The following is a 24864-nucleotide window of genomic DNA, read 5'->3' as shown; positions in this document are numbered from 1 at the left end:
CGAAGTCGCCCTTGCCCTGGCGAGTTTCCTGTGTTTACACTCGTCGAACCGGTTCGATGAACGGTCATCGGATCAGGTGCAACGGCGCATCCACCCTCGGTCTCCGCACGCGGAGCCCGCACCTCGGCGGCGCCGCATCCGACACCGACGAGAGGATCCCCCGTGGAACACCCCCGCTTGCCCTCAGGGCGGCCACGCCGAACACCACTGATCGCGAGCGCGGCAATCGCCGCCCTCGCCATCGGCACGCTGGCAGGCATCGCGCCCGCCGCCACCGCCGCGCCGGCCGCCCCCGCCGCCGCACCCGTGCCCGACGACGCGCTCATCCTCGACTACGACTTCGAGGCCGCGAACGTCAGCGGGTCGACCGTCGCCGACCAGTCCGGTCGGGGGCTCGACGGCTCCATCAGCAACGTGACGCCGCAGTCGCTGGTGGAGGGTCGCACACCCGGAACCACCGGCCTCGACCTCACCGGCGGCGCCGCCGGCTCCACCACCGCGCCCTTCGTCACGGTGCCCAAGGGCCTGTTCAGCGGGCTGGACGCCGTGACCATCTCGACCTGGACGAAGTGGTCGGGCACCGACGGGTTCCAGTGGCTGTACGGTCTCGGCGCGAACTCCGACAACTCGGTCTTCTTCACCCCGAAGTTCACCGACGCCGACAACAACGCCGTCGCCTCGGTGAAACAGCTCACCGGTGGGGGGCAGGCAGATGCCGCCGCCGCCGCGGCCCTGTCGTCCGGCACCTGGGTGAACGTCACCACCGTGCTCGACGGCACCACGATCGTGTCGTACCTCAACGGCCTCGAGGTGGCGCGCGCCGCCGCGCCGATCGACATCGCCGCGACGCTCGCCCCTTCGTCGGCCGCGAACAGCGGCTACATCGGCCGGCCGTTCTGGACCGTGCATCCGTTCTACGACGGCGTGGTCGACGACTTCCAAGTGTACGACCAGGCGCTCAGTGCCGAGCAGGTGCAGACCCTGGCCGGGTCGGCCGTGCCGGTGGTGACGTCGGTCACCCAGACCTCGGTCGACGCGACCACCGGCGTGGGGGTCGCCCCGGTACTGCCCGGCGTGAAGGCCGTGTACAGCGACGGCATCGAGCGCACCGCCCCCGTCACCTGGGACGACGTTCCCGCCACGGCGTACGACACCCGGGGCAAGACGTTCACCGTCGACGGGGTCGTCGACGGAACCGACACCGCCGTCACCGCGACCGTGAAGGTGGTGGAAGCGGGCGAACTCTCCATCGATCTCGGCTCCGACACCGGAGCCTTCATGGGCGGAGCCTCCGGCACCCTCTACGGCGTGTACGGACCTGGCGTCCCCTCGAACAACCTGCTCGAGGGCATGAAGCTGCGCACCGTGGCCACCAAGGCACAGGACGGGCCGCAGCATCCCGGAGCCGACGCACTCGAGATCGTGAAGCCGGTCGCCGACAGCTCGAACGGCGACGTGTACATCTACATGACCGACATCTACCGCGGCTTCCCCTACCGGGTGCCGGGCACCACCGGCGACGAGAAGATGGCCGACTTCACGGCCAAGATCGCCACCCAGGTCGACCAGGTGCTCACCCTGCCCGCCGAGTACCAGGACAACATCGTTTTCGTGCCGTTCAACGAGCCCGAGGGCAACATGTTCGGTGCCGGCGGCGAGAACTTCTACGGCGTGAGCTGGCTCGACGACCCGACACAGTTCTTCAAGGCCTGGGACGAGGTGTACGCGCTGATCAAGGGGAAGATGCCGGAGGCGCGCATCGCCGGCCCGAACACGAGCGTGCTGTTCGACCAGGTGCGCGGGTTCATGCAGCACAGCCTGGCCGCGAACACGGTTCCGGATGTCATCACCTGGCACGAGCTGAGCGACCCGGCGTCCATCCGCCGCAACGTCGACCGCTACCGCGGCTGGGAGGACGAGCTGTTCGCGGGCACCCCGCGAGCCGGCACGCACCTTCCGATCAACCTGAACGAGTACGCCTTCAACTACCACACCTCCGTTCCCGGGCAGATGATCCAGTGGGTCTCGGCGCTGGAGGACAAGAAGGTCGACGGCGACATCGCGTACTGGAACATCGACGGCAACCTCAGCGACTCGGCCGTGCAGGCCAACCGCGGCAACGGCCAGTGGTGGCTGCTGAACTCCTACGGCCAGATGACCGGCGACACGGTCACCGTGAACCCGCCGTCGCCGAACCAGAGCTACACGTTGCAGGGCGTCGCCACCCTCGACACCGCCAAGAAGCGGGCCCAGGCCCTGATCGGCGGCTCGGCCGGCGACCAGTCGGTGTACTTCGACGAGGTGCCGGCGGACGTGTTCGGTTCCAGCGTCCACGTGCAGGTGCGCGAGATCCGCTGGACCGGCCAGCTCGGCGACTCCAGCGAGCCGAAGGTGGTCAAGGAGTACGACGCGGCCGTGGACGACGGCTCGGTGCGGCTGGGCTTCGGCGACGAGCTCCCCCAGCTCGACGCCGACTCCGCCTATGAGATCGTGCTGACCCCCGGGGTCGACACCACCTCGCCGGCACAGCCCTCCGAGATCTGGCGCGCCAAGTACGAAGCTGAGAGTGCCGCGCACACGGGCTCCGGGTACTCGGTCAACGGCCCGGAAGGCACCCCCGGCAACGTGGGCGGCTTCTACACCTCCGGCAACTACGACGTGGGCGGACTGCGCACGGGATCGGATGTGAAGCTCGACTTCGCCGTCACCGCTCCCTCCGACGGCACCTACGACCTCAGCCTGTTCGCGAGCTCGCTCAACACGTACGGGCTGAACGCCGACCAGGGGCCGATCAACGTGTTCGTCACCGTCGACGGCGGCGCAGAACAGGAGGTCTACCTGCCGCTCGGGTACAAGTGGGTGGTCTGGGATCACGCCGACACCACGGTGAACCTGACCGCGGGGGCGCACACCATCTCCGTCTCGGCGAAGAGCCTCGACGGAACGAAGGGCACGAAGGGCGACGCCATCCTCGACAAGATCGAGCTGTCGCTGCCCCAGGCGAACCCGGTGTCGATCTACGAGGCCGAGAACGCCACCCTGTCGGCCGACGCCGTCACCGACTACGACCGCGCCGGAGTCTCCGGGTCGGGCACGGTCGGCCTGAAGCCGGGCGCCGACGCCACCTTCTGGGTCTACTCGAAGAACGACGCTCCTTCGGTGCTGTCGTTCGCCACGTTCGGCGGCGGGGAGGGCACCATCACGGTCAACGACACCGAGGTGGGCGCGATCTCCGACAGCGCCGACGCCACCGTGTTCCTCTCGGGCGGCGTGAACAAGATCGAGGTGACCGGCGCATCCGGCGACCTGGTGCTCGACCGGCTCGCTGTGAGCGCACCAGATGCCGGAGCCACCCCGGCTCCCACCTCGTACGAGGCCGAGGACGCGACGCTGGCCGGTTCTGCGGCCGTGCGCCCGCTCAGCCTGGCCTCGGGCGGCGAAGCGGTGGGCACCATCGGCGGAGACCCGGGCAACGACTCCGAGCTCGAGTTCAGCTCGGTGAAGGCGGATGCCGACGGCACCTACGCCCTGACCGTGCGGTACTCGAACGAGGAGCAGTCCCCCGCCACGCACTACAACCCCGACCCGCTCGCGCGGCACGCGGTGATCACGGTGAACGGCCAGAAGCAGACCGTGCTCTTCCCGCACTCCTTCCATCAGAACAACTTCTGGGATCTCACGATCCCGGTGACCCTGAAGAAGGGAGACAACACCATCACGTTCACCTCGGAGGAGCAGCCCAACTTCGACGGAGTGACGTACATCTCCGATCAGTACGAGGAGTTGCTGCGCTCGAAGTACGCGCCGAACATCGACCGCATCTCGGTGGCCCCGTTCGTCGACAGCGGCGTGAAGCCGGCCATCCAGGTCGACCGCATCGCCGGAGCCGATCGCTTCGAGGTGTCGGTGAACGCGTCGAAGGCGGGCTACCCCGACGGCGCGTCGACGGTCTACGTCGCCTCGGGCGCCGTGTTCCCCGACGCCCTGTCGGCGGGGCCGGCAGCCACGTCGGATTCGGCCCCCATCCTGCTCACCACGGCCGACACCCTGCCGGCATCGGTGAAGTCCGAGATCCAGCGGCTCTCGCCCGAGCGGATCGTGATCGTGGGCGGGCCGGCGACGGTGAGTGCCGCGGTGGCCACCCAGCTGAAGGCCCTGGCACCCACCGTCACCCGCCTCGGCGGCGCCGACCGCTTCGAGGCCTCGCGCGCCGTGGCGGACTCGGCCTTCCCCGATGGGGCCGAGCGCGTCGTGCTGGCGACGGGGCTGAACTACCCGGATGCGCTGTCGGCCGGTGCGGCGATCGACGGAGCGGGCCCGGTCATCCTGATCGACGGCGCCGCGACGAAGCTCGACGCGGCGACGAAGGCGCTGATCACGAAGCTCGGAGCCACCGAGATCGTGATCGCGGGAGGCCCGGCCTCGGTGTCGGCCGGCATCGAGAGCGACGCGAAGGCGCTCGCCTCGACGGTGCGCCTCGGCGGAGCCGACCGGTACGAGGCCTCGCGGTCGATCAACGCGTTCTTCCGACAGAGTGCGGACCACGTGTACCTGGCCACCGGTGAGAAGTTCCCCGACGCGCTCTCCGGCTCGGCCCTGGCACCGCTGACGGATGCGCCGCTGTTCGCGGTGCCCGGCACGTGCATCCCGGCGGCCACCCTCACGGCCATCGAGGAGCTGGGCGCGACGCGGGTCACCCTGCTCGGCGGCCCGGCGAGCCTGTCGACCGCGGTCGAGCAGCTCACCTCCTGCGGGCCCGTGAGCTGATCCGGCGGGCGGAGCCCCCATCCCACGGTCGCGAAGGCGGTCGGGGGTGGGGGCTCCGTCTGTGCCCCACGACTACAGCCGGACCGGCGGCAGGGCGGAGGGCCGCATCGCGTCGCGCCAGTGCTGCACGCGGCGCTGGGCGAACGTGGTGCTCAACTCGCTCCGCGCATCCGGATGCTCGTGCCAGAACCGCACGGCCGTGTAGATGAGCCAGGCCTGGCTCTGGTAGTCGCCGAGGTAGTAGTAGACGAGACCGTGCCGGCCGAGCGAGAGCCCGATCGGGCGGCGACCGAACGACGAGTGGCGCCGGCGCAGCAGAACGGCGATCGATCCGGCGAGCGCCACGACGAGGCCGCCGACGAGCAGCGGCACCGTCACGATCAGCGCCCAGGGGGCTGCACCGAGGGCGCGGACGCTCGCCCAGGCGAGCACTGCCGATGCCCCGAGACCCGTGAGGGTGAACAGTGCCGTCTGCCAGCGGCTCGGGCCCGAGCGGCGGAAGAAGTGCACCCATGAGTCCACCGGACGCACGCGCGCCTTCGACAACGCGACCGAGTTGATCATGGCGGGCAGCCCGCTCTCGTCACCCGAGCGCGCAAAGGCGACCCCCGTCACCAGGCCCACCGCGGCGAACATCACCGACCAGATGACGGCACCGGCCAGGTCACCCCGGGCGACCGCCCAGAACGAGACCGCCGCGAGGGCGAGGGTGACGGCGGCACCGAATGCGCCCTGCCACGGGCGGGCCCGCTTCGCCGCCACGATCCGCCATCGCGGAGGAAGTGGATAGGGAAGGCCCGCGGAACCGGCCGAGGGTGGCAGAGGTGGGATCCCGGGCACCGTCATGGAGAGATTATGACCGGTCGCGCAGGAGTGCGGCTGGGTACTGTGGGCGCATGACCGACCACCGATCAGACGAGCGCGCGGGTGAGCCCGACTTCGGCGACCTGACGTCGGGCGCCCCGGATGCCCTGGCACGTTTCGCACACCGCAACGGATGGGAGTTCTACGCCTACACCGACGAGGTGCGGCTTCCGGGCCTGGTCTTCCACGAGCCCGATGGCAGTGAGCGGCTGATGGGCGCGGCCGCCGACCTCGTGCGTCTGCCCGGCCCGCTGCTCACGGAGGTGGGCACCAGCGCGTACCTCTCGCAGCCCGCCGGCACCGTGGTGGGGATGCGATGGGGCTACATCGCGGTGCAGCTCGACGTTCCGGTGGCGCCGTTCGTGCTGCAGTCCCGCCGCACGGCGCGGCTTCGGCCGCTGCCCACACTGCCGGTCCTCCCGAAAGGCGTCGGGCCGAGCCTCGTGGGCGACGGCGATCGCACCTTCGAGCTCTATACGGATGCGGGGTCGCAGTCGGCGGCGCGGGCACTGCTCACCGGCCGCATCCTGTCGCTGCTGGACGACGGCGAGGTGGCGTTCGCACTCGAGGCGACGCCCGGCTGGCTGTTCGTGTACTCGCCGGAGCCGCTGTCCACGCGGGATGCGAGGGTGTGGCGCCGGGTGCTGGCGCTGATCGACGCGCTGCGGTCTCAGACCGCCTCGGTCGCGACGTCGCACGCCGGGATCGGCACGATGGTGGCATTGCCGATGCGGTCGAACGCGGGGGCGGTGGATCGGCGGCGGGTGATCGCGTACTACGCGGCGGCAGCGGCCGTGGCCGGGGTGCTCGCCGCGGTGGTCGCGGTGTTCATGCCGCGGTGAGGGCTTCAGTTCGGCGGGTTCGGCGGGTTCGAGGCTCGGCCTGTGCGGCGTCTCAGGCGGGCCCGGCCGGTTGTCGGCGGCGCGACCGGTCTCAGCGCCAGTGCTCGAGCTCGCTCCTCACGTGCGCTCGAGCCCGGGCGATGATGCCGCGCACGGTGGTGGCGGGCAGCGCGAGCCGGAGGCCGATCTCGGTGTAGCTCAGCCGGTCGAGCTGGCGCAGTTCCCAGCACCGTCGATGCGCCTCCGGCATGCGCGCGAGCACCCGGAGCACGTCGGCGGCCAGACCGCTCTTCGCGGCAGCGGCCTCCGGACCGCGGTGGTCGGGGGCCCGCAGTTCGTCGTCGAGGTCGGCGCGGGTGCGGTGGGCGGTGGACCGGAGCCGGTCGTAGCTGCGGCGGCGCACGGTGGTGACCAGCCAGCCGGCGATAGATTCGCCGTCGATCACGCTGTCGGCGTGGGTCCAGGCGGCGAGGAACGTCTCCTGAACCACGTCGTCGACGTCGGCGCTGCCGCCGAGGGTCCGCCGGGCGACGCCGCGGAGCAGCCCCTCGTAGCGCCGCACGATCAGGGCGAAGGCGCGATCGTCGCCCGCCGCGGCGCGAACGATGAGCATGCGATCGGAGTCGGGATCGAGCGCGGGAACCGGTGGGCGGCCGGTCTCGCCGACGAGGGGATGCCGGCCGAGCACGGGGGCGGTGATGGTGGGCATTCGGACTCCGGACGTCGAATCAATGTGTCCGCATGATTCGGAGGCACCCCCCCGGCCGGGCAGGCGCCGCGGCCACCCCAAAGCAGGGGCCACGGCACGCCTCGTCGATGTCAGACCGGCTTTCGGCGCCAACGATCTCCCGCGCTTCGTCATACTTGTGCGCCCGTCGTTGTGGAAACTCACGTGGTTGCGAAACAGTGTTCTCTCTGTCGTCGACGTCGTCGTCGCGTGTTACCGTTGCGGATATTCCGGCCGGGTAGTCGTAGTCGGTCACGTGGCGATCTGAAGTCACGGAGGTGAGGAGAGAGAAATGTCGAGTGCAGCAATCGGCGGCACGTACGTGCTGACTGAAGACGGCGCGCGACAGATTGCGGAGATGCTCGACAGCAACGACTCCGTCACCTTCTCCCCCGGTTTCGAATCGCGGTACGTCGATTCCAGTTCCGACCGGCTGACTGCACTTCAGGATCTCGTGCGCGCCGACCGCGGTCACTGACCACCCGCGCCGCACCGGCATCTGGCATGATCCCGTACGACGTGGTCGCGCTGGAAGAACTTCGCGACCCGAGATGGCAATCGCTTCGCGAGCGGGTCGAGGAGTGCCTCATCGCATTCTGTTGCGAGCGGTCGTCACACCTGCAGGATTTCGCACGCACGAAGGTGATGTCGTACGAACGCGACGGCCACAGTCGAACCTACGTTGTGATCACACCGACGAACGACTCGATCGACGTCGCAGGATTCTTCACCATCGGAATGACGCAGTTGGATCTGTCGAAAGCCGCCAAACAGGTGAAGAAGAAGCTCACGGGGATCTTCAGCCACACGAAGACAGGCGCGTACAGCATCGCTGAACTCGCTCGGGACGACCGCTACACCTCAGAGGACCTCCCCGGCAGCATCATCCTCGACGAGGCCTTCGCCGTGATCAAACAGGCTCGGAAGTTCATCGGAGGGCGGTTCCTCGTCGTCGACGCTCGAGACGTCGTCATGGAACGCCTGTATAAGCCCGCAGGCTTCCAGGTGGTGGGCGTCGCGACTCCTCCACGGGGAATGGAGGATGTCGAGTTCGCGACGGCGTGTTGCCAGGTGCGCGATCTCTAGATCGCCCGGTCAGCGGAAGTCGCCGAGCTGCTGGTCGACGGGCACCGTGGCCGCCACGATCACGTCGCCGGTGTGCGCGGTGGTGACCGTCTCGATGAGCACGATCTCCACCTCCTCCTCGGCCACGGGGTTGTGCTGCACACCTCGGGGCACGACGTAGAACTGCCCCGGCGTGAGCACCACCTCGACGTCGTCGGGGAGCTGGATGCGGAGCCGACCCGACACCACGAGGAACATCTCGTCCTCCGCGTCGTGTGCGTGCCAGACCAGCTCGCCGAGCAGTCTGGCGACCTTCACGTACTGGTCGTTCACTCGCGCGACGACCCGGGGCGTCCAATACGACGACACCTGCCGGAGTTCGGAGGCGACGTCGATTCCGGCGAGAACTGTCATGTGACCATCGTGGCCGACGACGACACAGAACGCACCGGTGACGATGCCGGCGCCGCGATCCCCCGGGTGGCCGGACGACCAGCCAGGTGCCGGGTACCCGGCCGGGCCGGCTCGGGCGAGGGTTTTCAGGAGCGGCTCTTCGGCCGCCCCGGTGAATGGAGGAGCACAGTGAACCGATTCGAACGCCGAACCACCCGGCCGGATGCGCCGGCCCGAAGGAGCGAGTCCGTGCGCACGGCGATCGTCGTCGTCGCGATGGGCGCGATCGTCGTCGGCACGCTCGCGGGATGCGCCGGCTCGTCGGCCGCGACGCAGGCGACGAGCGCCGCGACCACCGGCACCACCACCACGGACGCCACGGGCACCGACGCCACCAGCAGCGCCACCCCAGACCGTTCCGATTCCGCCACGGAGGAGCAGAACAAGGCCATCGTGCTGAAGCTCCTCGCCGCCGGCTTCCCCGACCCCTCAGACCCGGCAGCGGTCTCCGCCGCCGCGGAGTCCGTCTCGGCCACCGCCACCACCACGGGCTCCGACCAGACAGGCCCTGAAGCCCTGCTCCAGCGCTTCGCCGCGATCCACACCCGCGTGCCGAATGCGCAGCCCGTGGTGAAGCACAGCGGGGCAGACGGCGACCTGGTCGCCGTGCACTGGCAGGCCACCGGCGCGGCATCCGACGAGTTCAGCGGGGAGGCCGAGGTCGATCTGTTCCGCCTCGACGGCGGCCGGATCGTTCAGTTCTGGTCGTTCTCCCAGACCGTGCCGAGCACCACCGCGAGCGGCAACAGCATGTTCAGCGACCTCTTCTCCTCCCCCGCCGTGCCGAGCACGGAGGCCGAGGAGGAACAGCAGCGTCAGCTCGCCGTGGGCGGATACGACACCCTCTTCCGCGACCAGGACGCCTCCGTGCTCGACCGTCTCTGGAGCCCCGACTACCTGCAGCACAACCCGCTCGCGGGGAACGGCACGGCCGTGCTCAAGCAGTTCCTGGCCAACGCGAGTGGCTTCCCGCCCATGGAGTCGGCGGTGTCACTCGCCGACGGCGATCTGGTGTGGACCTTCGCCGGCAGCTCCGGGGAGCAGGGCGCCCTCACCGTGGCCGACATCTTCCGGGTGGCCGACGGAAAGATCGTCGAGCACTGGGATGTGGTTCCCACCGCCGGCTGACCGGTCACCAGGGCAGACGGAGCTCCACCCGGAATCCTCCGTCTGCCGTGGGCCCCGCCGAGAAGGAGCCTCCGTGAAGGGCGGCGCGTTCGGCCAGCCCGACCAGGCCGTGCCGTGCGGAGGGCAGGTCGAGTGCAGGAAGAGTCGGTTCGGAGTTCTGGATCGCCAGCACGAGGTCGCGCCGCTCGACGAAGCCTCTGACGCGGACGTCGGCCCCGGGGGCGTGCTTCCGCGCGTTCGTCAGCCCCTCCTGCACCGCGTGGTAGAGCGTGCGCTGCACGGCGAGGGGCAGATCGTCGGGCAGGCCCAGCTCCAGGTCGACGACCAGTCCGCTCTCGTCGACGAGCGCGGCGACGCTGTCCAGGGTGGGCTGCGGCGACAGCGAGACACCCCCGTCGGCCGGGCCGCGCAGCACCGACACCATCTGGCGCAGCTCCTCCAGCGTGCGCGACGCGAGCAGCCGGATCGTGGCAGCCGACCCCTTCACCTCGGGATCGGACGTCCTCACCTGCAGCGCGCCCGCCTCGACGGCGATCAGACTCACCTGGTGCGAGACGACGTCGTGCATCTCCCTGGCGAGCTGTGCCCGCTCGCCGGCCCGTACTTCGTCGGTGATGCGCTGCCGTTCTTGATCCTGCAGGGCGGTGAGCTCGGTCACCCGGTTGGCCAGTTCGTTCCGGGTTCGGGTCAGGAGGCCGAGGGCGGTCGGTCCGGCCGCCACCATCGCGCTGTAGATGATGTCGGGAACCGACTGCGCGAGCCCGAGCCACTCGAACCAGAAGCTCGTGTTGCCCACGAACACGACCACCGCGGCGAGCAGGATGCCCCACCGCGACCGCCCCCTGGTGAGCGCTGCGACCGTGTAGAGGGCGATGATGGTCGCCACGCTCGAAGCCCCGATGTACAGGCTCGGCAGCGTGAGAACGAACACCGGCACGGGCAGCCGTCGGCGAAGAAGCAGGGCGGCAGCGCCGACAACGGTGAGAACGGTGTCGATCTGGGTCGTTCGCCAGAAGTTCAAGAGGCCACCGGCGAGCGCCAGCGCGGCGAGCAGGATGTCGACGACGATCGGAGGCGTCTGAGACCCGAGCCGATGCAGCGTTCTCATCGACCCGGCCCGCCCCGCCGGAGAAGCCCCGCCCGATCGGCGATCAAGGCCGCCTGCACCCGGGTGGCCACACCGAATTTCGCCAGGATGGTGCTGACGTGGTCTTTGATCGTGCCGGCGCTCAGGTGCAGCGCGGCGCCGATCTCGGTGTTCGACGAACCTCCGGCCACCAGCACCAGAACGTCTCGTTCCCGCGCGGTGAGGCCCAGCACCTTCTGCTCGGCCAGCTCGTCGCTGACGGTGCCGAGCTGCTCGTGCAGCACGACCCGGCTGGCCTCGGCCGACATCACGACCCCGCCCGCGGCGAGACTGCGCACGAAATGCGGGAGCTGCTCGGGGTCGGTGTCCTTCACGAGGTACCCCGACGCTCCTCGGCGCAGCGCCTCGGCGATGTAGGTGTCGGTGTCGAACGTCGTCAGCATCGCCACCGCGGGGCCGCCGGGCTGCGCGGTGAGTTCGGCGAGGATCTCCAGGCCGTTCCGGCCCGGCATCCGGATGTCGAGGAGAACGACGTCGGGTTCGAGGTCTGCGATGAGGGCGGTGGCGCTGTGGCCGTCACCCACGCCGACCACGGTGATGTCGGGCGACGCGTCGAGGATGTACCGGAATCCCGAACGCACCAGAGCTTCGTCGTCGATCACGACCACCCGGATCATCGGTGCTCCCTTCCGTCGAACCCACCGTACGTCGGGGCCGGCCGCGAGAAAGCCGGGAGGAGACGAACTCCCCCACCTGCCGGCCCAGGTACCGCCACCTGGCGGGGGCGTCGAGTCGTCGCCGTGACCGGTGTGGGCTCGCACGCTAGGGTCGAAGACATGCGTCGAACTGGGGGGTTGCTCGTCATCGCGCTCGTTCTGGGCCTGACGGGCTGCAGCGCCGACGGGTCGGACGACCGCTACAGCGATGCGAAGTACGACGCGATGCTGGAGGTCGAGAAGGTGCCCGGCGTTCTCGTGGCACCGTATGAGCACTATGTACAGGTCGACCCGGCGGCATCCGAGCAGGAGATCGTGACGACGGCGCTGTCCGTGCGCGAGATCCTCGACGGGCTCGGCGACGACCGGCCCCGCGACATCGAACTCGTGGCGGTGTATCCGGGTGACAGCGAGGTGGACACCGAGTTCACGACGAGGGTCTACGACGACGACGACCGGTTCGAGCGCGACGTCCGCGTCTGGGCCGGTCTTCTCGACGACGGATTCACCGCGGTGCGGTTCAACGTGTTCGACGAGACCGGCGATGGTGTTCTCAATGTGCAGTCCGGCGAGCCGGGCGCTCCCGGGCCGAGCGTGAGCGAGTCGTTCGACGCCATGGTGGGTGCGCTGGGCGAGGATGCGGCGTCGTTCATGGGGTTGCAGACACAGGCGGTCGTCGACGGCCTGCTGGTGACGAACCGGTCCGGCCGCGCGGCTCTGCCCGATGGCTGGGGTGTGGCGCTCGATCGGATCTCGACCCTGGAGGTCGGCCCGCGGTCGTCCGTCGACTTCGATCCCGACGCCACCACACTCCGGCTGAAGGGCGCCACCGACCTCACCGCCGAGCAGGGCGCGGAGATCATGGCTATCCTCACGAGCGCAGGTGTGCTGCGGCCCGCGCTGACGGTGACGTACAACACCGTCGGCGACGACACCCTGACGACGCTGTACGGAGCGGTCGAATGAGGCGCCGGCTGGCGGCAGTCGGAGTCGTCGCCGTTCTCCTGCTCTCCGGATGCACACAGCGCTACGACACCCCCGACGATCGGTCGAACGTCTTCGGCGCCGAGGTGGACGAGAGCATCCACGATCTGGAGGTGCAGCCGTCGAACGTCCGCGTCACGGGGAGCTTCGACGGAATCAGGATGGAGGCGTACCTCGACCAGATGTCGTTCGCCGAGACCCGCGAGTTCATCGAGGCTGCGCTGCCGGTCATCCAGGACTCCCCGCTCGGCGCGATGCCGGTTCGGATCGTTCTGGGCCACAAGGCCGCGCGGTCGGATTCGGGCACGCTCGAGTGGAACGGCTACGACCCCGAGCGGGCGGAACGGTACTTCGCGGCCGTGCAGCTGTGGCTCGACGTGCTCGACGACCCCGGAGTGGAGGTCGACGAGAAGTTCGAGGTGCGGGCCGCCTACGTCTTCGCCACGGTGGTGGTGTTCGACGACCGCGACCTCGACGCCTACCGCGCCGAACTCGTCGGAGCCCTCGAGCAGGCGGGGTACGTGGATCCGTCGATCACCGTGAAGGCCGCGACCACGTAGAACGCGGGTCGCGCCCGGGGCGGCGACCCTCAGAAGTGCATCTGCTTCAGGCGGCCGTACTTGATCACGAGTTCCTCGAGCGGGCTGCGACCCGAACCCCCCGATTCGAGGCGGATGGCCTGCTTCCCGTCGTGCAGGATCAGATCCGGCCCGTTCGAAAAGGTGAGCCCTTCCCAGTCGGACTGCCACACGACCTTCTGCTCGGCGGTCATCGCGACGGCTCCCGTGGCGTCGAGCACGACGGTCGTGGTCTTCTTCTCCCCGGCCACCGCGAGGGTGACCGGGAACTCGGCCTGCTCGAACTCGCGGAAGTACGCCGTGAAGCCGATCTTGGCCTGCGGCCAACCCTCCCGGAGCGACCGCTGAGTACGCGCCACCGTGAACGAGGCGACGCTCTCCGCGCCGCTGTCGTCGACGACGGGTATCCGGATGACGGTGCCGGGAGCGTTGGCCTGCTGGAACAGTGCCCACTGCCGCCCGTCGGGCTGGTCGACATCCGACGATTCGAGAAACGGCTGCGACCCGAGCCGAGCGACCCGGGTGGTCCAACTCGGTGTGTTCGTTCGGGCCTTGCGACGCGTCGAGACGACTCCGAAGACCACGATCAGCAGCAGGATCGCCACCCCGACCGCCATGAAGATCAGAATGCCGGTGTCGTCATCCACAGGAGCGCCCTCTCGTGTCGTCGTACGATGCAGCCCCGATGGTAGCGAACTCGGGCGAACACGGGCGACCGGGGGCGACCGGCCGTCAGCCGACGGTGCGGCTGTGCACGGCGGCGTACGTCTTGCGCAGCGCCTCGATCGACTCGTCGTACGACGCCTGAGCCACCCCGGTGAACAGGCAGTCGATCACCATCAGCTGCGCGATGCGGCTGCCCAGCGCCCCCGAGCGGAAGCGCGTCTCACGCGCGGCCGTGGTGAGCACCACGTCGGCCCGGGCGGCGAGCGGCGACGAGTCGAAGTTCGTGATGGCGATGGTCTTCGCTCCGGATGCCGCGGCGAGCGCCAGGAACTCGACGGTGTCGACGGTGTCGCCCGAGTGGGAGATCGCGATGGCGGTCGCGTTCTTCCCGAGCACCGTGGCGGCCGTCCAGGCGGCGTGGGCGTCCGGCCAGGTGAGGGCGGTGCGGCCGATTCGCGAGAGCTTCTGCTGCAGGTCGAGGCCGACGACCGAGCTCGCGCCCACTCCGAAGATGTCGATCCGCCCGGCGCCGAGCACCGCCTGCACGGCGGCGCCGAGGGCGGCGATGTCGAGCGTCTTCACGGTGTCGCTGATCGACAGGGTCTCGTTCAGCGCCACCTTCGACACGATGTCCTCGAGCGTGTCGGCCCGGTCGATGTCGCCCGACACCGCCGAGAAGGAGGCGTTCTCCAGATTCTCCCGGGTGATCTCGCGCGTGAGATCCATCCGCAGGTCTTTGAAGCGCGTGTAGCCGATGCGGCGGTAGAACCGCACCACCGACGTCGTCGACACCGCGCAGGCGTCCGCGAGTTCTGCGATCGAGAGGGCGGATGCGGCGGCCGGGTCGTCGAGGAACGCCTCGGCGACGCGACGCTCCGACGGCGGCAACGAGGGGATCGCAGCACGCATCGCCACCAGGACGGTGCGCGACTCCGGCCGCGACGTGGCCTCTGCGGTCATTCCCCAACTCCTCCGACGTCGATGTCGGCCACATTACTTCACCGCCCGAAAGCGGCGAAACAAAAGTACGGAATTAAGTTACGCGCTGGAAATAATCTGTGTAAGTATGTGCCGTACGGTTGGTTTCGAAGTCGACATCCCGTGATCCTGGTCGGGTCGCCGTCGGCTCTCGCCCCAGCGCACCACCAGACATCCGATCAGGAATTCACAAGGGAGTAGTCATGTCACACGGTTCCCGGCCCGCGGGCTGGATCGCGGCGGCCAGTGCCGCGGCAGCGATCACGCTCGCGATCAGCGGCTGCACCGCCAGCAGCCCCACCAGCACCTCGCCGTCGACGACGAAAACCGACGGCGCCCTCGTGGTCGGTGTGACCAGCGACCCCGACACCCTCTTCCCCTGGAAGGCCACCCAGTTCCAGTCGGTGAACGTGCTGCAGAACATCTACGGCACGCTCACCGAGTTCGACCAGGACCTCAACGTGGTTCCGGGTCTCGCCGAGTCGTGGACGGTGTCCGACGACGGCCTGACCGTCACGTTCACCCTCCGTGACGGCGTCACCTTCGATGACGGCAGCACGTTCGACTCGGCCGACGTGAAGTCGTCGCTCGACAAGATCAAGGACGAGGCCACCGCCGCGGTCGCCGCCGCCACCCTGGCCTCGGTGACCTCGGTCGATGCTCCGGATGCGGGCACCGTGGTCCTTCACCTCGCCACACCCGATGCGGGGCTGCTCGCCGGGCTCGCCAGCGTGAACATGGCCATCCTCTCCTCCGACGACACCGAGCAGACGCTGAACACCACGCCCAACGGCACCGGCCCGTTCAAGTTCGACGACCGCACTGCCAGCCAGTCGCTCACGCTCTCGCGCTTCGACGACTACTGGGGCGACGCGGCGACCCTCGCCTCGGTGGAGTTCCGCGTCATCCCCGACGAGACCTCGATCGTCTCGGCACTGCAGTCGGGCAACGTGCAGTTCGCGGTGTTCGACGACCCGCTGGTGGCCCAGACGGCCGAGACCGGCACGGTGGGCATCACGAAGACCCCGCAGCTGAGCTATCACGCGCTCCAGCTGAACGCGAGCCGCGACGTGCTCTCCGACGTGAACGTGCGACTGGCCATCCAGTGCGCGGTCGACCGCGACGAGGTGCTGCAGACCGCTGCACTCGGCGAGGGCGAGGTGACGGGACCGATCACGTCGCCCGCGTACAAGTCCGACCCGGATGCGCGCCCCTGCCCCACGCGTGACCTCGACAAGGCGAAGGACTACCTCGACAAGGCCGGCAAGTCGGGTGGCGTCACGATCGACACGATCGTGTCGCAGGGCGAGTACGCCACCAGCGTGAACGAGGCCCAGAACCTGCAGTCGCAGCTCGCCGACGCCGGCATCACGCTCAACCTCGAGGTGCTCGAGTCGGGCGCGTACGTCGACCGCTGGGTCGCCGGCGACTTCGACGCCGCGGTCGCCCTGAACGGCGGACGACCCGACCCCGACGGGATGTACGGCCGCTACTTCACCAGCACGGGGAACCTGAACAAGGTCGCCGGGTACAGCTCGCCGGAGCTCGACCAGCTGTTCGCCGAGGGCAAGGCCACGTCCGACCCCGATGCCCGAAAGGCCGTCTACGAGAAGATCTCGGCCGACCTCGAGGACAACGCCGCGTGGATCTGGATGTTCACCAGCTACTCGTACACCGCGACCAGCTCCACCGTGCAGGGCTTCGTGCCGATGGCCAACGGATCGCTGCAGTACCTGCGCACCACCACCGTCGGTTGATACCGGCCTGATCTGATCCGGTGGGGATGCGGCACAGCCGTCGCGTCCCCACCCACGGATGGACACAGACATGCTCCTACAGAAAGTCATCCGCAACGGCGTCGTGCGTCGCGTGGTGCAGGCCCTGCTCACCCTCCTCGGAGTGGCGATCTTCGTCTTCATCATGCTCCGCGCCATCCCGGGCAACCAGATCACGGCGGGCCTCGGCACCGAGGCGGCCGCGCTCACCCCCTCCCAGCAGGCCGCGCTCGAGTCGTACTACGGAATCGACAAGCCGCTCGTCGTGCAGTTCTTCAGCTGGCTCGGCAACATCGTCACCGGGAACCTCGGGTTCTCGTCGCGGGCGCAGCAGAGCGTCGGCGACCTGATCGCCCAGGCACTCCCCGTCACCATCGAGCTCGCGATCATCTCGATCGTCCTCGCCCTGGTCATCGGCATCCCGCTCGGGATGCTCTCGGCCTCCAAGCCCGACTCGTTCCGCGACGGGGTGGGCCAGGTGGTGGGCCTCGCCGGGCTCTCCGTGCCCGCCTTCCTGCTGGGCACCACGCTCCTGAGCGTGCTGGCCTCGACCCTCATGTTCAACCCGAACGGTCAGGGGTACGCCACGCTGCTGCAGGATCCGCTGCTCAACCTGCAGCAGATGCTGCTTCCGGCGCTCGTGCTGGGCTTCGGGATCGCGGCTCCGATCATGCGCACCGCCCGCACGGCCCTGCTCGAGGTGCGCTCGCTCGACTTCGTGCGTACGGCGAAGGCCAAAGGGGTGCCGCCCCGGCGGCTCGCGGTCTCGCACGTGCTCGGCAACGCGATGGTGCCCATCGTCACCATGACGGGCCTGCAGTTCGGTTACCTGCTCGGCGGCGCGGTGGTGGTGGAGCAGATCTTCTCGCTCCCCGGCATCGGCCGCCTCGTGCTGATCGGCATCCAACAGAAGGAGTATGCCCTCGTGCAGAGCACCGTGCTCGTCATCGCCCTCGTCTTCGTGCTCGTGAACCTGCTCACCGACCTGCTCTACCGGGTCATCGATCCTCGGGTGCGTGCCGCATGAGCGGCGTCGTGCAGACCGCGGGCATCCCCGCGGCGACCGGTCTCCGGTCGAATCGCGTGCGCGCGATCCTCCGCAGTCCCAGCGCGATGATCGGCGTGATCGTCACCGCGCTGCTGATCATCGTGGCCCTGCTCGCCCTGGTCGGGCTCACGCCCTACGATCCGGCGGCTCAGGATCCGGCCGCGCGGCTGATGCCCCCGAGTGCCGCCCACTGGTTCGGCACCGACCAGTTCGGTCGCGACATGTTCTCGCGGGTGGCCGCCGGTGTGGCCAACTCCACCGTGATCGCGGTGGTGGCCGTCGCCATCTCGGCGCTGGTCGGAACCGCGGCCGGGCTCGTGGCGGGGTTCTACCGCGGCGTCTCCGACACCGTGATCGGCGGGGTCACCAACGTGCTCTTCGCGTTCCCCCCGCTGCTGCTCGCCCTGTCGCTCGCGTCGGTGTTCGAGCGCAACTGGCTCACCGTCGCCATCGCCATCGCCATCGTCTACGTGCCGATCTTCGTGCGGGTCACCCGTGGCCCCGTGCTGTCGCTGCGCGAGATCGAGTTCGTGCGGGCGGCCACGAGCACCGGGATGCGCCGCTCCCGCATCATGGTCACCCACGTGCTGCCCAACATCACGTCGATCATCATCGTGCAGGTGACGCTCTCGCTGTCCTGGGCCGTGCTCACCGAGGCGTCGCTGAGCTTCCTCGGGCTGGGCACCCCGCCGCCCGCGCCGTCGCTCGGCTCGATGATCTACGACGCCCGCACGCTGCTCTACGTCGCCCCCTGGACGATGATCGCCCCGGGCACCGTGCTCGTGCTGCTCATCGTGGGCCTGAACCTGCTCGGAGACGGACTGCGCGACACGCTCGACCCACGGAACAGAGGTACACGATGAATCCCACCGGACTCGACGGCGACCCCACGGGCCGCCTGACCACCGAGGCCGTCGACGAACGCTACTCGCAGATCGACCGCCTGCCGATCGCCGAGCTCGCGCGTCTGATGAACGAGGCCGACTCGACCGTGCCGGCCGCCATCGCGGCCGAGCTCCCCCGCATCGTGCCCGCCCTCGAAGCGGTGGCCGAGCGGATGTCCGCCACGGGCGGCCGGCTGATCTACGTCGGAGCGGGAACCCCGGGCCGCATCGGGGTGCTGGATGCCTCGGAGAGCCCGCCCACCTTCGGCACGCCGCCGGAGCAGGTCTTCGGCATCATCGCCGGCGGCCCGGAGGCCATCGTGTCGCCGATCGAGGGAGCCGAGGACGACCCCGTGGCCGGCCGCCAGGCGATCGCCGACGCGGCCGTCGGCCCGAACGACAGTGTGATCGGCATCGCCTCGAGCGGCCGCACCCCCTTCGTCGTGGCGGCGGTGCAGGAGGCCCGGCGGCGCGGTGCCGTGACCGTCGGTCTGTCGTGCAACGTCGACACCGAGCTCAGTGCGGCCGCGGAGTTCGGGCTCGAGGTCGTGGTGGGCCCCGAGTTCATCAGCGGATCGACCCGGCTGAAGGCCGGCACCGCGCAGAAGCTGGTGCTCAACATGTTCTCCACGATCGTGATGATCCGGCTCGGCAAGACCTACGGGAACCTGATGGTCGACGTGCGGGCCACCAACGCGAAGCTCCGGGCTCGGGCGGTGCGGATCGTGGCCACCATCGCCGAGGTGCCCGCCGATCAAGCCGCCGCGATGCTGGAGGACTCCGGCTTCGACCTCAAGGCCGCCGTCGTGCGGCTACGCAGCGGGCTCGCTCTCGACGAGGCCCGACAGGTGCTGGAGGCCGCCGGCGGACGGTTGCGTGAGGCGCTGGACGGCGCATCCTCGGCCCGTTCGATCACCCGATCGGCCGGGGAGGCCGGCGCATGAGGGCCCTGGGCATGATCTCGGGCACCTCCCACGACGGCATCGACGTCGCCGTGGTCGACTTCGAGCTGCTCGGCGGGGGCGCCCTCACCGGAGAACTGGTGCACTCGACCAGCGTTCCCTACCGTCCCGAACTACGGGCGCGCATCCTCGCCGCCCTTCCCCCGGCTTCGACGACGCTCGCCGAGATGGCGGAGCTCGACACCCTCATCGGCCAGGCCTTCGCCGAGGTGGCCGCGACGGTCTGCGCCGGGCTCGACGCGCCGGTCGACGTCATCACCTCGCACGGGCAGACGGTCTTCCACTGGGTTCAGGGCGGCCGTGCGCTCGGCACACTGCAGATCGGCCAGCCGGCCTGGATCGCCGAGGCCACCGGGGTGCCGGTCGTCTCCGACGTGCGCATCCGTGACATCGCGGCGGGCGGTCAGGGTGCGCCGCTGGTGTCCTTCCTCGACGAGCTGATCCTCCGGGCGGCACCCGGCCGCACCGCCGCGCTCAATCTGGGCGGAATCTCGAACGTGACCGTCGTCGAGGGTCTCGGCGACGCCGGGGGCGGATCGATCGCCTACGACATCGGGCCGGCCAACTCGCTCATCGACGCCGTCGTCGTGACCCGTGGCGCGCATCCGTCGGGCTTCGATGTCGACGGCCGCATCGCCGCCGCCGGAACCGTGGACACCGCGCTGCTCGAGCTGCTCCTCGCCGAGCCGTACTACCGGCTGCCCGCCCCCAAGAGCACCGGCAAGGAGCTGTTCAACGCCGCCTACGTCGACTCCGCGCTCGAGACGCTCGGCCACGACATCGGCACCGCCGATCTCGTGTCGACCCTCACCGAGCTCACGGCGGCGACGGTGGCCCAGGACGTGTCGGCCCACGGCGTGCAGACCCTGGTGGTCTCCGGCGGTGGATGGCGCAACCGCGAGCTCATCCGCCGTCTCGCCGCGCGGCTCCCGGCGGTGAGACTGGTCGCCTCGGACGACTTCGGCGCACCGACCGACGACAAGGAGGCCATCGCCTTCGCCCTGATCGGCTGGTGCACCCTGCACGGCGTGCCCTCGACGGTGCCGACGGCCACGGGGGCCCGCGAGGCCCGCATCCTCGGCACGATCACCCCCGGTACCGGTGCGCTGCGGCTGCCCGAGCCCGTCGTCGGCGCGCTCACCGGATTGACGCTGCGCTCCCGAACCGTCCTGACCGCGGAGGACCGGTGACCGTCCGGGTGCGCGACGCGACGGCCGGCGATCTCGACGCGATGGTCGAGGTGTTCCTGGCGTGCTGGCGGGAGAGCTATGCCGAGGTGCTCCCACCGGAGCTGACCGAGTCGATGCCCGAGGGTCGCGCGCAGGCCCTCTGGTCGGCGGCACTCGCCGCACCCGCCGGCCGCATCCTCGTGGCCGAGGACGGGGACTCTCCTGGCACCCTGCTCGGGATGACCCGCCACGCGCTCGAGCCCACGGTCGAGCACGGCGTGAGGGTGGCCGTCGTCGAATCCCTCTACGTCTCGCCCACCGCTCAGGGCCGCGGGCTCGGAAAGCTGCTCCTCGGAGCGGCCGTCGACTCCATCGCCGCGACCGCCGCGCACGAGGCCCGGCTCTGGGTCTTCGCGGCCAACCGCCCCTCGATCGACTTCTACCGCTCGCAGGGCTGGCGCGAAGACGGCGCGACCCGGGTCGAGGCCGCCTACGGCGAGCTCGAACTGCGGATGTCGCGCCCCGTCCCCTCCCGCCCGAGCACTCCCGAGGTCTTCCGGCCGTGAGCACCGCGACCGGAATCCCGACCGACGCGGCGATCGGCGCCCGGCGCGGCGTGCTGCTCGCGTTCGCCGGGCTGGGGGCGACGGCGGCGACGGTGCCGGCCGTCCTCCCGTCGATGGCGCAGGAGTTCTCGGTGTCGATCGCCGAGGTGGCTCCCGCCATCCCCGCGGTGTTCTTCGGAGTGCTGGCCGGAGTGCTCGGGGCTCCCCTGCTCCGGATGCGGTTCGCGCTGTCCCGGATCATCCTGGTCGGCGCCCTCGTGCAGGCGGTCGGGCTGCTCGGCGTCACCACCTCGCCGTCGCCCCTCTGGTTCATCGCCGCCGCGGGTCTCTCGGGGTTCGGATTCGGGGTCGTCGAGGTCGCGGGCACCGCGAGTGCGAAGGTGCTCGCCGCGGAGGGCGCTCCGGGCCTGCTCGTGCGGCTGACGCTCGCCGTCGCCCTGGTGGCCACCGTCACGCCGGTGGTCGTGCTGCTCTCGTCGTCGTTCGGCGCCGTCCGCCTGGTGGCCGCCGTCGCTGCGGTGCTGCAGCTCGTGGTCGCCCTGGTGATCAGTCGCTGCGTCGTCGAGGAGGCCCGAGCCGGCATCGACGAGCCCTCGGTGGCTCGCAGCCGGGCCCTGCCTCTCCGAACGGCGGTCGTGGCGGTCGCGGTGTTCTGCTACGTCGGGGTCGAGACCATCCTGTCGGGGTGGTCGGCCGCCACGGTCTCCGTGGAGCTCGGCACCAGCGCCGCGGTCGCCGCGCTCGGCACCTCCGCGTTCTGGTTGCTGATCAGTCTCGGGCGGTTCGCCGGCACGCTCGCCGACCGGCACTGGAGACCTCGCCCCGTGACGCTCGTCGCGACAGCGGGCCTCGCCGCAGCCCTGATCGCCGCCGCCCTCACGAGCAGCACCGCCCCGACGGTGGCGATCGTGCTGCTCGCCGCGGGGGTGTTCTTCGCCGGCCCCTGTTACGCCCTCCTGCTCGGCCTCGGCCTGGCGGGGCTCTCGGCAGCACGCTCGGTTCCGGTCGCCTCCGGTCTCGTCGCGCTCGGCGCGGCCGGCGGGGCAGCGATCCCTCTCGCCGCGACCATCGCGCCGGGCTCCGCCGGCCTGTCGCCCTTCGCCCCCGCGGCGATCGCCGCGACAGTGCTCGTGGTGGCGGTGGCCGCGGGCGCACTCCTCCGGAAGGGGTCTTCGGCGTCGTCGTCCGCCGACTCCGAGGGGAGCAGATCGTGAGCACGATCGATCGCGTCGTCGTGCACCACGTGACGGTTCCGCTCCGGCGTCCGTTCGTGACCGCGGTGCGCCGGGCGACCACACTGCACACCGTGCTGGTGCAGCTGGTCGACTCGGATGGCCGGAGCGGCTGGGGCGAGGCACCGGTCAGCTGGCGGGTGACGGGTGAGAGCCCGGCGAGCGTCGACGCGGCCGTCTCCGGCCCGGTCGGCGACGCGGTGCTCGGGCGCGACCCGGTGGATCTGGCCGAGCTCGGCGATGCGGTGGCGGCGAGCGTGGTGCACAACGCCAGCGCGCGATCGGCCGTCGACTGCGCCCTGCACGACCTCGCGGCGCAGTGCGCCGGTGTGCCCCTGTTCGAGTTCCTCGGCGGCGCGTGCGGGTCGGTGAGGTCGGACATGACCCTGTCGGCAACACCCGATCGGGAGCAGCTGGCCGACGACGCCCGGCGCCACGTCGCGGCCGGATTCCGCACCCTGAAGGTGAAGGTCGGCGCCGGCGGCGACGACGATCTGGCGGTGCGAGCCGTGCGCGACGCGATCGGCCCCGGCGTCGGGCTGAGGGTCGACGCCAATCAGGCCTGGGAAGCCGACCGGGCCATCGCCCTCATCCGGGGCTGGGAGGATGCCGGCGTGGGCCTCGAGTTCGTCGAGCAGCCGGTCGCCGCCCAGCTCCTGGACGACCTGGCCCGGGTCACCGCCCAGGTCGACACCCCCGTGCTCGCCGACGAATCGGTGTGGGACACCGCAGACCTCCGCGAGATCATCCGTCGCCGTGCGGCCGACGCCGTGAACCTGAAACTCGCCAAGAGCGGCGGTCTCAGCCGGGCGCGTGCGATGGCAGGGCTGGCCGCGTCGGCGGGTATGCCCGTGATCGTCGGCTGCATGATGGAGTCGACGGTGGGCATCGGTGCAGCCGCCGGTCTCGCGGCGGCTCTCGACGCGGCCGCCATTGCCGGCACCGACGCCTCCGGACCGCCGCACGACCTCGACGCCGGCCTCTGGCTCACCGGTTCGGCGATCGAGGGCGGAGCCGGGTACGACGGCGATGCGATCGTGCTGTCACCGTCGCCCGGCGCGGGCATCGTCTCGCTCCGAGAACCCGCCGACGCTCACGGGGCCGTGCGATGACCGCCGAATCGGTACTGCAGGCGGGAGCCCGGCACCTGGTGTCCACCGGCATCCCGGGCGTCGTCCTCGGCCTGCACACCCCGGCCGGAGACGTCTTCGGCTGTGCGGGCACCCGGATTCCGTCGACGTCGCTGCCGCCGACCCCGGAGACCGCGTTCGACATCGCCTCCGTCACCAAGGTGCTCGCCACCACCACGAGCCTGCTGCGACTCGTCTCGGCGGGTTCGGTCTCGCTCGACGACCGGGTCGAGCGCTTCGTTCCGCCGTTCTCGGGAGGCGCCAAGAGCGACGTCACCCTCCGTCACCTGCTCACCCACCGAGGAGGGCTGCAACCGTGGTGGCCGTTGTATCCGGATGCCGCGTCGCCGAGCTCAGACCGCCCCGGCGGGCTCGCGCATCCGTCGGCCGATGCCCTCGAACTCGCTGCGGCACTGCCGTTGGCGGCGGCCCCGGGAACGACGCGGCTGTACTCCGACCTCGGTTTCATGCTGCTCGGCCGCGTGATCGAGAGCGTCACCGGTGAGCGACTGGCGGATGCGGCGGCACACCTCGTGTTCGCCCCGCTCGGCCTGACCTCGACCGGGTACGCGCATCCGGTCGACGCCGAGCGCGGCGGCACCGCCGCCTCCTCGCGGGGCGACGAGATCGAACGCCGGATGGTGCGAACCGGCATCCCTTACCCGGTTCCGTTCCAGGAGACGGATTTCGGGTTCTGGCGCGACGAGCTGCTCGTGGGAGAGGTGAACGACGGCAACGCGTTCCACGCGTTCGGCGGGGTCTCCGGCCACGCCGGGCTGTTCTCGACCCCGCGGGATCTGCTCGCCTTCGCCACGGCCCTGAGCGACTACCGCGACCACGACGAACTCTGGAACCCCGCGGTGACCGAGCAGTTCTTCGCGGCCTCCGCCGACCCCGAGCAGGCGATCGGGTTCCGGCGCTCCGAGTGGGACCTCGGCGAGGGACCGGTGACCGTTCTCGGCCACCCGGGGTTCACCGGGGTCGCCGTCGGCTTCGTGCCCGGCGCATCCGTGGCCGTCGTGATCGCCACGAACCGGCTGCTCGCACCCGGCGAACCGGTGCCGAACGCCGACCTCTGGGAGAGGGCGACCCGCGTGTGGGGCGACGCCCGGTCGGAGGCCGTTGCTCCGCGAGCACGGCGCGCGGAGGCCGACGCCCACCCCGCTCCCCCGCATCCCACCCCCGATCAGCCCGCAGACGAGTCGCCCGCAGCCGCGGGTTGACAACGAGATGAGAATAGAGA

The 24864-nt window shown here is 70.2% G+C and carries 23 protein-coding genes; 16 read left to right on the top strand and 7 right to left on the bottom strand.

Annotated elements, in window-relative coordinates; translation table 11 throughout:
* Positions 1 to 162 precede the first annotated feature (162 nt).
* On the top strand, positions 163 to 4767 hold the full coding sequence (locus ACEXOR_RS02845; RefSeq protein ID WP_374847881.1) for a cell wall-binding repeat-containing protein: 4605 nt from the start codon (positions 163 to 165) through the stop codon (positions 4765 to 4767).
* 72 nt (positions 4768 to 4839) lie between these two features.
* On the opposite strand, the gene ACEXOR_RS02840 is transcribed toward ACEXOR_RS02845, so the two are convergent.
* On the bottom strand, positions 4840 to 5613 hold the full coding sequence (locus ACEXOR_RS02840; protein WP_374847880.1) for a hypothetical protein: 774 nt from the start codon (positions 5611 to 5613) through the stop codon (positions 4840 to 4842).
* A 50-nt stretch (positions 5614 to 5663) separates the two neighbouring features.
* Between ACEXOR_RS02840 and ACEXOR_RS02835 the strand changes: the two genes are divergently transcribed.
* Complete coding sequence (locus ACEXOR_RS02835; RefSeq protein ID WP_374847879.1) at positions 5664 to 6473, top strand: hypothetical protein; 810 nt, start codon at positions 5664 to 5666, stop codon at positions 6471 to 6473.
* A gap of 91 nt (positions 6474 to 6564) precedes the next feature.
* On the opposite strand, the gene ACEXOR_RS02830 is transcribed toward ACEXOR_RS02835, so the two are convergent.
* Positions 6565 to 7182, bottom strand: coding sequence for an RNA polymerase sigma factor (locus ACEXOR_RS02830; protein ID WP_374847878.1), 618 nt, complete (start codon positions 7180 to 7182; stop codon positions 6565 to 6567).
* Between the two features lie 310 nt (positions 7183 to 7492).
* Between ACEXOR_RS02830 and ACEXOR_RS02825 the strand changes: the two genes are divergently transcribed.
* Positions 7493 to 7678, top strand: coding sequence for a hypothetical protein (locus tag ACEXOR_RS02825; protein WP_374847877.1), 186 nt, complete (start codon positions 7493 to 7495; stop codon positions 7676 to 7678).
* 26 nt (positions 7679 to 7704) lie between these two features.
* Positions 7705 to 8286, top strand: coding sequence for a hypothetical protein (locus ACEXOR_RS02820; RefSeq protein ID WP_374847876.1), 582 nt, complete (start codon positions 7705 to 7707; stop codon positions 8284 to 8286).
* 9 nt (positions 8287 to 8295) lie between these two features.
* Here the strand turns inward: ACEXOR_RS02820 and ACEXOR_RS02815 are convergent, their stop codons facing one another.
* Positions 8296 to 8679, bottom strand: a complete 384-nt coding sequence (locus ACEXOR_RS02815; protein ID WP_374847875.1) for a cupin domain-containing protein — start codon at positions 8677 to 8679, stop codon at positions 8296 to 8298.
* Positions 8680 to 8907: 228 nt separating this feature from the next.
* Between ACEXOR_RS02815 and ACEXOR_RS02810 the strand changes: the two genes are divergently transcribed.
* Positions 8908 to 9846 (top strand): nuclear transport factor 2 family protein, encoded by a 939-nt coding sequence (locus ACEXOR_RS02810; protein WP_374847874.1) that lies wholly within the window; start codon positions 8908 to 8910, stop codon positions 9844 to 9846.
* A 4-nt stretch (positions 9847 to 9850) separates the two neighbouring features.
* Here the strand turns inward: ACEXOR_RS02810 and ACEXOR_RS02805 are convergent, their stop codons facing one another.
* A complete protein-coding gene (locus ACEXOR_RS02805) occupies positions 9851 to 10954 on the bottom strand; it encodes a sensor histidine kinase (protein WP_374847873.1) in 1104 nt (367 codons plus the stop codon).
* Positions 10951 to 11610, bottom strand: a complete 660-nt coding sequence (locus ACEXOR_RS02800; protein WP_374847872.1) for a response regulator — start codon at positions 11608 to 11610, stop codon at positions 10951 to 10953. Before ACEXOR_RS02800 ends, ACEXOR_RS02805 begins: the two co-directional genes overlap by 4 nt.
* 159 nt (positions 11611 to 11769) lie before the next feature.
* Between ACEXOR_RS02800 and ACEXOR_RS02795 the strand changes: the two genes are divergently transcribed.
* Entirely contained in the window at positions 11770 to 12615 is an 846-nt protein-coding gene (locus ACEXOR_RS02795) for a hypothetical protein (RefSeq protein WP_374847871.1), read from the top strand.
* Positions 12612 to 13193 (top strand): hypothetical protein, encoded by a 582-nt coding sequence (locus ACEXOR_RS02790; protein WP_374847870.1) that lies wholly within the window; start codon positions 12612 to 12614, stop codon positions 13191 to 13193. The genes ACEXOR_RS02795 and ACEXOR_RS02790 overlap by 4 nt, the downstream gene beginning before the upstream one ends.
* Before the next feature lie 29 nt (positions 13194 to 13222).
* On the opposite strand, the gene ACEXOR_RS02785 is transcribed toward ACEXOR_RS02790, so the two are convergent.
* The gene (locus tag ACEXOR_RS02785) at positions 13223 to 13858 is read right to left on the bottom strand and encodes a hypothetical protein (RefSeq protein WP_374847869.1); all 636 of its coding nucleotides are present in this window, start codon (positions 13856 to 13858) and stop codon (positions 13223 to 13225) included.
* A gap of 85 nt (positions 13859 to 13943) precedes the next feature.
* Positions 13944 to 14837 carry a MurR/RpiR family transcriptional regulator gene (locus ACEXOR_RS02780; protein WP_374847868.1) on the bottom strand — a complete coding sequence of 298 codons (894 nt, stop codon included), beginning with the start codon at positions 14835 to 14837 and terminating at the stop codon, positions 13944 to 13946.
* A 221-nt stretch (positions 14838 to 15058) separates the two neighbouring features.
* On the opposite strand from ACEXOR_RS02780, the gene ACEXOR_RS02775 reads away from it, so the two are divergent.
* The 9 genes from ACEXOR_RS02775 (at position 15059) to ACEXOR_RS02735 (ending at position 24844) form a co-directional block, all read left to right on the top strand.
* Positions 15059 to 16612, top strand: coding sequence for an ABC transporter substrate-binding protein (locus ACEXOR_RS02775; protein ID WP_374847867.1), 1554 nt, complete (start codon positions 15059 to 15061; stop codon positions 16610 to 16612).
* A gap of 70 nt (positions 16613 to 16682) precedes the next feature.
* Complete coding sequence (locus ACEXOR_RS02770) at positions 16683 to 17657, top strand: ABC transporter permease (RefSeq protein WP_374847866.1); 975 nt, start codon at positions 16683 to 16685, stop codon at positions 17655 to 17657.
* On the top strand, positions 17654 to 18541 hold the full coding sequence (locus ACEXOR_RS02765) for an ABC transporter permease (RefSeq protein ID WP_374847865.1): 888 nt from the start codon (positions 17654 to 17656) through the stop codon (positions 18539 to 18541). Before ACEXOR_RS02770 ends, ACEXOR_RS02765 begins: the two co-directional genes overlap by 4 nt.
* Complete coding sequence (gene murQ / locus ACEXOR_RS02760; RefSeq protein ID WP_374847864.1) at positions 18538 to 19506, top strand: N-acetylmuramic acid 6-phosphate etherase; 969 nt, start codon at positions 18538 to 18540, stop codon at positions 19504 to 19506. The genes ACEXOR_RS02765 and murQ overlap by 4 nt, the downstream gene beginning before the upstream one ends.
* Positions 19503 to 20714, top strand: coding sequence for an anhydro-N-acetylmuramic acid kinase (locus ACEXOR_RS02755; RefSeq protein ID WP_374847863.1), 1212 nt, complete (start codon positions 19503 to 19505; stop codon positions 20712 to 20714). Before murQ ends, ACEXOR_RS02755 begins: the two co-directional genes overlap by 4 nt.
* The gene (locus ACEXOR_RS02750) at positions 20711 to 21259 is read left to right on the top strand and encodes a GNAT family N-acetyltransferase (RefSeq protein WP_374847862.1); all 549 of its coding nucleotides are present in this window, start codon (positions 20711 to 20713) and stop codon (positions 21257 to 21259) included. The genes ACEXOR_RS02755 and ACEXOR_RS02750 overlap by 4 nt, the downstream gene beginning before the upstream one ends.
* The gene (locus ACEXOR_RS02745) at positions 21256 to 22473 is read left to right on the top strand and encodes an MFS transporter (protein WP_374847861.1); all 1218 of its coding nucleotides are present in this window, start codon (positions 21256 to 21258) and stop codon (positions 22471 to 22473) included. The genes ACEXOR_RS02750 and ACEXOR_RS02745 overlap by 4 nt, the downstream gene beginning before the upstream one ends.
* Positions 22470 to 23603, top strand: coding sequence for a dipeptide epimerase (locus ACEXOR_RS02740; RefSeq protein WP_374847860.1), 1134 nt, complete (start codon positions 22470 to 22472; stop codon positions 23601 to 23603). Before ACEXOR_RS02745 ends, ACEXOR_RS02740 begins: the two co-directional genes overlap by 4 nt.
* A complete protein-coding gene (locus ACEXOR_RS02735) occupies positions 23600 to 24844 on the top strand; it encodes a serine hydrolase domain-containing protein (RefSeq protein WP_374847859.1) in 1245 nt (414 codons plus the stop codon). The genes ACEXOR_RS02740 and ACEXOR_RS02735 overlap by 4 nt, the downstream gene beginning before the upstream one ends.
* Positions 24845 to 24864 lie beyond the last annotated feature (20 nt).

Origin of the sequence: Herbiconiux liangxiaofengii (assembly GCF_041927335.1) — a bacterium.
GTDB lineage: Bacteria > Actinomycetota > Actinomycetes > Actinomycetales > Microbacteriaceae > Herbiconiux > Herbiconiux liangxiaofengii.
Note: the sequence above shows the minus strand (reverse complement) of the source record. Positions and strands in the feature narration are given on the sequence as shown.